Here is an 8,755-nt window from a genome sequence, read left to right on the forward strand (position 1 = left end):
GTTACAGCGGTCAATCTGATATCAGTGTGGGTACGCCGGTTGCCAATCGCATGCAGCAGGAGGTGGAGCGACTCATCGGATTTTTTGTAAATACACTGGTAATTCGCACCGAAATACGAAGCGATGCCCGGTTCAGGGATATTCTAATGGCTGTAAAGCGCACAACCCTGGAAGCTTATGCTCACCAGGATGTGCCATTTGGCAAGGTGGTAGAAGCTGTAGTAAGAGAACGCGATACGAGTCGCCATGCTTTGTTCAATGTAATGTTCACATTGCATAATAATCCAGCACATAATAATCCTGCCGTATCGGAGAATTTTAATCTGCAGATGGAAGTGCCGGAACATACCACCTCGCAGTTTGATATGATGTTCTCATTCCTTTCGACATCGGATGGAATGTCGGTGGAGATTGAGTATTGCACGGATCTGTATGAGTCTTCGACGATCAGTCGTATGGCAGATCATTATGTTCAATTGCTGCGGTCGATCGTGCGGGAACCCGGGCGGCAGGTGAATGAGTTGGTTTTGATAGGAGAAGAGGAACGTAATAGGCTTGAAGCATTCAATGCCACGGCGGTGGATTATGGCATTGCAGGCACGGTGGTAGATCAGTTGGTAGCGCAGGCCGGCCAGTCGCCGGATGCGGTGGCGGTGGTGTATGAAGGATCGCATTTGAGCTACCGGGAGCTGGATGAGCGTTCGAACCAGCTGGCGCATTACCTGCGCAGACAGGGCGTGGGAGCCGGGGTGCTGGTGCCGCTCTGCATAGAGCGGTCGCTGGAAATGATCGTAGGCATACTGGGTATTCTGAAAGCCGGAGGCGCCTATGTGCCGCTGGATCCATCGTATCCGGTGGAGCGGCTGCGGTATATGTTGGAAGACACGGCAGCGGCAGTGCTGGTGAGCAGCAGCCGTCAGCGGGAGCTGCTGGCCTTGCTGGGTGAGCCTGGTGGAGAGCTACACTGTGTATTGCTGGATGAGCAATGGGTTGAGATCAGCCGTGAGCCGCAGAACCGCCCGGATGGGGTGGCGGCATTTGAGGATGCCTGTTATGTGATCTACACGTCGGGCTCAACGGGTCGCCCCAAGGGTGTGGTGGTGGAACACGCAGGTTTGTTGAACCGGCTGAACTGGACGCAGCAATATTTTTGTCTGACACCGCAAGATGCGGTGTTGCAGAAAACGACCTACAGTTTCGATGTATCGGTGTGGGAGTTGTTATGGCCGCTGCTGAGTGGATCGCGGCTGGTGTTTGCGCGTCCTGGCATGCAGGGCGACAGCGGGTATCTGCGCGCTGTGATTAAATCGGAAGGGATCACGACGCTTCATTTTGTGCCCTCGATGCTGGACGCTTTTCTGCTGGATGGCCAGGGGGAAAGCTTACCGGGTATTCGGTGGGTGCTTTGCAGCGGAGAGGCGCTGCAACCCGGTCATGTGTCGGCATTCCGGCGGCAGTATCCGCACGTAAGCTTATACAATTTATATGGACCGACAGAGGCGTCGATCGACGTGACCTGCTGGTCTGCGTTAGATATGAAAGATCCTTCGGTAGTGCCCATCGGCCGTCCGGTGGCCAATACGGGCATCTATATAGGGGATGGGGATATGCGTCTGGTTCCGCTGGGAGTTAGCGGTGAGTTATTGATCGGTGGGGTACAGGTAGCGCGGGGTTATCTGAACCAGCCGGAACTGACGGCGGAGCGATTTGTAGCGACAGAAGATTGGGGCCGTGTGTACCGTACGGGTGACCGCGCCCGTTGGCTGAAGGATGGGAATATTGAGTATTTAGGCCGGATAGACGATCAGGTAAAGATCCGCGGTTACAGGATCGAGTTAGGCGAGGTGGAAGAGGTGCTTCGCCAGGCACCACAGGTTGAGCAGTGTGTGGTGGTGGTGCGCGAAGATGTGGCTGGTCAGCGCCGGCTGGTAGGGTACGTGGTGAGTGGCAAGGGAGTAGAGCTTGACCGGGCGTTGATTCAGGACTACCTGCGCAGTCGTTTGCCGGAGTACATGGTTCCGTCGGCACTGGTGGTACTGGACCGGTTGCCCTTGACGACTAACGGAAAGGTAGACCGTAAATCGTTGCCGGCGCCGGAGCAGGGTGGATTAGAAGGTTATGTAGCGCCGCGAAGTGAAGTGGAGCGTCAGCTGGCGCAGATCTGGCAGGAACTGCTGGGTGTAGAGCGTGTAGGCATTCACGATAATTTTTTCGAACTGGGAGGAGATTCTATAATAACGATCCAGGTGGTGAGCCGGGCACGCCGTTGCGGGTATGTGCTGGAGCCACGGGATGTGTTCCGCTACCAGGATATCCGCAGTTTGTCGGGTGCGCTATCGGCCCGTTCGGGAGCCGGTGTGCAGGGAGAGCAGGGTATGCTGGAAGGGGAGGCTGGGCTGCTGCCGGTGCAGCAATGGTATCTGGGTCAGGCGCCGTTGGCGGTGTCGCATTTTAATCAGAGTGTGTTGTTGAAGGTGGACCGGGGTATAGGTGCTGAGCAACTGGAAGCAGCCTTCCGGGTGATGGTGAGTCATCACGATGCGCTGCGTTTCTGGTATGCAGAGCAGTCGGGTACATGGCGCCAGAGCTATGGCGGTGTGCGTGACCGGTATATAGAGGATGTGGACCTGCGTGGGCAGGCAGTGGATGAGCTATCTGAAGCGATCAGCGCGGTGTGTGAACGTACACAGGCAAGTCTGAATATCTATGAAGGAGTGGTGCTGCGGGCGGTATGGATGCGGTTGCCGGAAGCGGCGGACTCGAACCGGCTGCTGATCGTGATCCATCACCTGTCGGTGGATGGGGTATCATGGCGAATCCTGCTGGAGGACCTGCAGGTGTTACTGGAAGGGAAAGCAGGCGCCGGAGCGCTTCCGCTGGGAGCGAAGAGCAGCTCCTACCGGCAGTGGTATGAGGCGCTGGTGCAATATGGGCAAACTACGGCCCTGTTATCGCAAAAAAGATATTGGCTGGATATATCGGGTTGCCATCACCCATTGCCGGTGGATCATATCGATCCGCGGGTGGCAAGGGGAGCGCAGATGCGTTCGCTAACGATGCGGTTGAGTGACGCGCACACCCAAAAATTATTAAAGGAAGCAGGCCGAGCATATGGTACAGAGATCAACGATCTGTTGCTGAGTGCGCTGTGCCGTTCGTTGTGCGACTGGCTGGGCAGGGAACAGGTGGTGATCGGTCTGGAAGGTCATGGCCGGGAATCGATCTCGTCTTCGGTTGATGTAAGCCGTACGGTGGGCTGGTTCACGAGTATGTACCCTGTGTTGCTGGAAAGCCGGGGCGTAGCGGGCGGGTTGATCAAAACGATCAAGGAGTCGTTACGATCGGTACCTGATAAGGGGCTTGGGTATGGGGTATTAAAATATATCAATGGGGAAGCTGGCTTATCGGGCGCCGAGCCCTGGGATATCGTATTCAATTACCTGGGTCAGCTCGACAATGTGGTATCAAACAGCCGGTATTTATCGGGAGCGCCGGAGGGATCGGGCTCTACTATCGGGAAGGACAATGAGGTAAACGAAAAAATAGGTATCAATAGCTTTATAAGTGGAGGAAGCCTGCAGCTGGTATGGGAGTACAGCGGGCTGCATTACGGGCAGGAGACAATCGGCGGGCTTGCATCTTCGTATGTGCGTGCGCTGGAGGAGCTGATCGATCATTGTGTGTTGGAGCATGGCAGCGGCCATCAGCATCGTACGCCGTCAGACTTCGGATTGACGGGGGATGTAAGTATTGAAGAGCTGGATGGCTTTTTAACGGAGCTGGAAAGCGGAGGCGCTGAAGTGGAGAGCCTGTACCGGTTGAGCGGTTTACAGGAAGGGATGTTGTTCCATGGCTTGTATGACGGGCGCTCGCGCGCCTACATCGAACAGTTCAGCTGCTTGCTTGAGGGGTTGGAGCAGGAGCGTTTCAGCCAGGCGTGGTCGCAGTTGCTGGGTCGTCACAGCATACTACGCACAGGCTTTTATCATGACCGATTCCGGATGCCGGTGCAGGTGGTGTACCGGGAAGTGAAGCTTCCGCTGGAGGTGGTTGACTGCCGTGGCCTGTCGCAGGAAGAGCAGCAGCGTAAAATAGAGGAGTTCTCAGAGGGTGAGCGGTCGCGGGTATTTTCCTTCGGGGAAGCGCCGTTGATGCGGATAAGCTTGTTGCGGTTGAGCGAGAGCGGTTACCGGATGATATGGACGTACCATCATATTCTGCTGGATGGCTGGTCGCTGCCGGTGCTGATGGAGGAGTTTTTGCGGTTGTATGAGGATGGTCAGCAGCGAGGTCAGCATCCGGTATCGGGGGATCAGGATCGATACGAGGATTATATCCGCTATATAGAAGGTTTGGACAAGTCTGCCTCGGAGCAGTACTGGCGAAGGTATCTGGGGGGATTGGATAACGTGAGCCTGCTGCCGTTCGTTCGAACAGGAGCGGAACGCAACAAGGGCAAGGGAGCATATGCGGAGTTGAATATAACACTGGGAGCCGGAGTGCGGCAGGAGGTGGAGTCGTATGGTCACCGTCACCGGTTGACGGTCAATACGCTCATGCAGGGCGTGTGGTCGTATCTGCTGCACTGTTATACGGGCAATAAGGATGTGGTGTATGGGGTAACGGTGTCGGGCCGTCCGGAGGGATTGTCAGGAGTGGAAAGTCGTGTGGGGATGTACATCAATACACTGCCGCTGCGGGCAGTCATAGCCGTCGAGCAGGAGGTTGCAGCGTGGCTGCAGGGATTGCAGCAGGACCAGGTATCGTCGCGTGAACATCAATACCGTGGGTTGAATGAGATACAGGGTTGGACGGGAACAGCAGGAGAACTATTCGACAGCCTGCTGATCTATGAGAACTATCCGGTGAGTGAGGTGGTAGGATCGCGCAACTGGCGCCTGAAGGTGAGTGGCCTGGAAGTAAAGGAACAACAGAACTATCCGTTGTCGTTCGTCGTAGCCCAGGGTGAGCAAATCAATATTCAGATCAACTATAATAATTCACTTATAGATGAAGCATATGTAAAACGTATAAAACAACATTTTGAGCGGATCCTGCTGCAGATCGTCCGGGAAGAGGCAATGTCGTTGGGAGAACTGCAGCTGCTGGGCGATGAGGAGCTTGGCGAGCTGTCGGGCTTCAATGCAACGGCAATGGAATATGGCATTGCAGGCACGGTGGTAGATCAGTTTGTAGCACAGGCCGGTCAGTCGCCGGAAGCGGTGGCGGTGGTGTATGAAGGGGAGGAAATGAGTTATAAAGAATTGGATGAGCGTTCGAACCAGCTGGCGCATTACCTGCGCAGGCAGGGCGTGGGAGCCGGGGTGTTGGTGCCGCTCTGCATAGAGCGGTCGCTGGAAATGATCGTAGGCATACTGGGTATTCTGAAAGCCGGAGGTGCGTATGTACCCTTCGATCCATCGTATCCGGTAGAACGGTTGCGGTATATGCTTGAAGACACGGCAGCGGAAGTGCTGGTGAGCAGCAGCCGTCAGCAGGAGCTGCTGGCTGAGCTGTCAGATGCACTACACTGTGTGTTGCTGGATGAACAATGGGCTGAGATCAGCCGTGAGCCGCAGAACCCCCCGGATGGGGTATCGGCGTTGGAGGATGCCTGTTATGTGATCTACACGTCGGGCTCAACGGGTCGTCCCAAAGGTGTAGTGGCTGAGCACCGGGGATTGAAAAATATGGTATTGGGTCATATCGGGGTATTGAAAATAAAACCGGGTCATAAGGTATTGCAATTTGCGTCATTTGGCTTCGATGGCTCCTGTCAGGAAATTTTCAATACATTATGCAATGGTGGAAGCCTGGTGATGGTGAGTCGGGATCAGATCCTGGATCCATATGTGTTAGGCGAAATAATAGAAAGAGAACAGGTAAACATAGCAACCTTGCCGCCTTCCTACCAGGCAGTTGCTAAAGATTACTTAGGTCATATAAAGATGTTGTACTCAGCGGGTGAGGCTCTTAACGCTGAGGTAGGCAATGCTATTGCCAATCAGGGTATTCACTTGATAAATGGATATGGTCCTACTGAGAACTCGGTGACGGCTACGCTGGCGGAAGATCCGATCCGTCAAGATGGAGTGGTAACCATCGGCAAACCGATCCACAATGTTCAGATACATATTTTGAATGAAGAGCTTTCGCAATTGCCGGTCGGCGTTGGTGGAGAATTATATATCGGCGGGGCAAGCGTAACGCAGGGTTATCTGAACCAGCCGGAACTGACAGCGGAACGCTTTGTAGAAACAGTGCAGTGGGGCCGTGTGTACCGTACGGGTGACCGTGGTCGTTGGCTGAACACCGGGGATATCGAGTTCCTGGGTCGAATGGACGATCAGGTGAAGATCCGCGGATACAGGATTGAGCTTTCGGAAATTGAACATACTGTGCTGGCAAGTGGAATGATTGCCCAGACAGCAGTCGTAGCCCGTACAGACCAGAAAGAGACCAGGCTGGTTGCGTATGTTGTTTTCAGGAGTGGGTTTGATCGGGATGATTTGGTGCACTATCTGGAAGAACGACTGCCTGACTATATGATGCCTGCCACTTTCGTATTGCTTAAGGAGCTGCCTTTGACAGACAGTGGTAAAGTGGATCGCCGGGCATTGCCGGAAGTTGACAGCAGTGGTGTGGTCACTGAAGGATACATTGCACCGGGCAACGACCTGGAGCGCAAACTGTCGTTAATGTGGCAGGAATTGCTGGAAATAGCACCTATAGGAATGGAAGATGACTTTTTTTCCCTGGGTGGGCACTCGCTGCTGGCCGTAAGATTAGTGTCTGCAATCCGTAGTGAACTGGGAATTCAGCTTTCCGTTGGAGATATTTTCGATCATCCTGCTATCTCCCTGCTGGCTTTGCATATCGCCGGTTTAACACAGCAGGAAAATGAAGCGACCGGATTATTTGTACAGGTGCGCCCTGAATATATACCATTGTCGTTTAGCCAGGAGCGTATGTGGTTCATCGATCAGCTGGAAGGGAGCGTTCAATATCATATACCGACGGTGCTTCGATTGAACGGGGAGATAGATGCGGAACGGCTGGAGAAGTCTTTTCGCATGATCATCGACCGTCATGAAGTGCTGCGGACGGCGATAAAAGAAGTGGATGGCCGGCCGTATCAAAAAATACTACCGTCGGGGGATTGGCGTCTGGAGCAGCGTTCCGCCAGGGATCTGGATGAGCGTGAGATAAGAGATCTGACGGCCTCGCTGGTGAACCGTCCGTTTGATCTGTCGGGCGGCTATCCGTTGCGGGTTCATTTGCTGGAGTTGGGATATGAGGAATATTTGCTGGTTGTAACGCTGCATCACATTGCCTCGGACGGCTGGTCGAATACGATTTTGATAGAGGAATTTATGTCGGTGTACAGCGCGTTGGAGCAGGGCGTTGCAGCCTCGCTGCCGGTATTGCCTGTGCAATATGCGGATTATGCGATCTGGCAACGATCGTATTTGCAGGGAGAAGTGTTGGAAAGAAAACTGCAATACTGGCGTGATCAATTGTCGGGGGCGGAGACTTTGCAACTTCCCACCGATTATATCCGGCCTGCGGTGCAAAGCATCAGGGGCGCATTGTACCGGTTTTACATAGACGGGGAGTTGACGGAAGGGATAAAATCGTTGTCGCAGCAGGAGGGGGTGACCTTGTTCATGACGTTGCTGACTGCCTTCAAATTATTGTTGAGCCGTTACAGCGGTCAATCTGATATCAGTGTGGGTACGCCGGTTGCCAACCGCACGCAACAGCAGGTCGAGGGGTTGATCGGGTTCTTTTCAAATACTTTGGTGCTTCGGACAAAAATAGGTGCAGATGCCGGATTCAGGGAGTTATTGTCATTGGTCAAAAAAACGACCCTTGAAGGCCAGGACCATCAGGATGTGCCTTTTGAGAAGGTGGTGGAAGCCCTGGTCTCTATCCGGGATGCTGGTATCCATCCGCTGTTTAATGTAATGTTCTCTTTGCAGAATAGAGAAAATCTAAAATTACCTGAAAGTCAATCGGGCGAACTCCTGGTATCAGCGGATGAACCCGCGCATACGACTTCAAAATTCGATATTATATTTTCCCTGACGGAAAGTGGGGATGGGATTTCTGCAGAGGTAGAGTATTGCACAGATCTCTATGAAGAATCAACGATACGTCGGATGACGGATCATTATATAAGGATGCTGGGTCTTGTAGTGGAAGAACCTTCGCGGCCGGTGGGAGAATTACCGCTGTTGGGTGATGGGGATCTGCGGGAGCTGTCAGGGTTCAATGCAATGAGTTGGCCATATGCGCATGAGCGCTCGGTAGTGGATCTGTTTGAAGCGCAGGTGGATCGCACGCCGGATAGTGTGGCGGTGGTGTATGAAGGGGCGCAAATGAGTTATAAAGAACTGAATGAACGATCCAACCAGGTGGCGCACTGTCTGCTGTCGAAGGGCGTTGTTGCCGGCAGTCATATTGGTTTGTTATCGTACCGTGGTTCGGCTATGATCATCGGTATGCTGGGCATATTGAAGGCAGGTTGTGCCTATGTACCGCTGAACACGGGTTATCCGGAGCTACGATTGAGGTATATTCTGGAGGATGCGGGCGTTTCGCATATTGTATGCAGTGATGCATCGCTGATTTCATTGAGTGGGCTGGATGATTACGAACACAGCCTGGTAGAGGATAGCGAAGGTTACAGCCGGGAGAAGTTGGGAATAGCAATCAAAGCGCAGGATGCGGCCTATATCATGTATACATCGGG

Annotated in this window: 1 protein-coding gene; it reads left to right on the plus strand. The window is 53.6% G+C overall.

Annotation, left to right across the window (positions count from 1 at the left end; genetic code table 11):
• The coding region (locus AC59IL_RS38675; RefSeq protein WP_496557619.1) for an amino acid adenylation domain-containing protein at positions 1-8,755 on the plus strand (8,755 nt) is incomplete at both ends.

This window comes from Niastella sp. sgz303648, assembly GCF_059587045.1.